Below are 1,430 nucleotides of genomic sequence, written 5' to 3'. Positions count from 1 at the left end.
AGGAAGTGCAGCGGCTTCCAGCCGATCTCGGCGTTCTTCTTGATCGCCTGCGCCGCAAACTTCGGCGTGGTGATGTTGATGAACACGTCGGCGCCGGTCGCCTTCAGCTTGACGATGTGGGAGTCGATCGTCGGTTCGGAGACTTCATAGCTTTCCTCCAGCACGATCATCGACGCCGCCTTGGCGCCGAGCCCGTCCTTGAAGCCCTTCAGATAGTCCTTACCGTAGTCGTCGTTCTGGTAGAGGATGCCGATCTTGGCGTTCGGCTTCTCCTTCAGAATGTACTTGGCATAGATCTGGGTTTCGCTCTGGTAGTTGGGCTGCCAGCCCATCGTCCAGGGGAAGCCCTTCGGATCGTTCCATTTGGTGGCGCCGGTGGCGACGAACAGTTGCGGCACCTTCTTGCTGTTGAGATATTTCTGGATCGCTGTGTTCGGCGGCGTGCCGAGCGGATTGAAGACCAGCAGCACCTCGTCGCTCTCGACCAGCTTGCGTGCCTGCTCCACCGTCTTCGGCGGGCTATAGGCGTCGTCATAGCTGATGAAGTTGATCTTGCGGCCGTTGATGCCGCCCTCGGCGTTGATCTTCTTGAAGTAGGCTTCCTCGGTCTTGCCGATCACGCCATAGGCGGAAGCCGGACCGCTGTAGGGCATGATGTTGCCGATCTTGATCTCGGTATCGCTGGCGCCGGGATCGTACTTCTTCTGCGCGAGAACGCCGCTCGAAGATGCGGCGAGTAGGCCAAACGCGGCCGAAGCGACCGCAAGTTTTTTCATTGTGGACATTTCTGTCTCTCCCTTTTGATTTATTAAACGTACCCGTCAGGCTCCTTGAACGAAGCTCTTTTAATGGCGACGTGAGTAGCATCTTGCTGGCGACCTCACAACAAAAAGCCCTGCGGCAAAGCCGCAGGGCTTGCATCTTTGACAGGCGGTGGCGGTCGACTAGCCGCCGACGTCACCCGAGAGGATCTCGCCGAAGCGTTCCCAGGTCTCGCCCTTGAACTTGATCAATTGCAATTGCGAGAGCGGGGCAAAATCGGTCGCCGACGTGTTGACCTTGACCCCGGGCAGCAGGCCGCCGAGTTCGAGGTCCTTGATGCTGGCCGCCTGCTTCATGACGTTTGCACGGGTCAGGTCGTCGCCGCAGGCCTTGAGCACGTGGACCAGGCCTTGAGCGACGATGTAGGCGTACATCACCGACGCATCGGCCCGGTTGGCTTCCGGATAATACTTATCCAGGAACTCGTTCCATGCCTTCATCGCGGCATCGTTCTTCCATTGCGCGTCGGTCGGATCCTTGAAGTATTGCGATGAGATGATGTCCTGTCCGTTCTCGAAGCCGGCCGGCTTCATCACGCTGCCGATGGAGCCTGAGACGTTGTTGAGGAAGTGCAGCGGCTTCCAGCCGATCTCGGCGTTCTTCTTGAT

2 protein-coding genes are annotated in these 1,430 nt (G+C 58.4%); both read right to left on the bottom strand.

Going from position 1 to position 1,430, the window contains the following annotated elements; all coding sequences use genetic code 11:
- A partial coding sequence (locus CQ12_RS28750; protein WP_157088554.1) for an ABC transporter substrate-binding protein occupies nt 1–785 on the bottom strand: 785 nt, incomplete at its 3' end.
- Between the two features lie 159 nt (nt 786–944).
- On the bottom strand, nt 945–1,430 hold a 486-nt coding region (locus CQ12_RS28745; RefSeq protein WP_157088553.1), incomplete at its 5' end, for a type 1 periplasmic-binding domain-containing protein.

The organism is Bradyrhizobium jicamae (assembly GCF_001440395.1).
Classification (GTDB): domain Bacteria; phylum Pseudomonadota; class Alphaproteobacteria; order Rhizobiales; family Xanthobacteraceae; genus Bradyrhizobium; species Bradyrhizobium jicamae.
The sequence above is the reverse complement of the archived record's forward strand: the minus strand, read 5'-3'. Positions and strand labels throughout refer to the sequence as shown.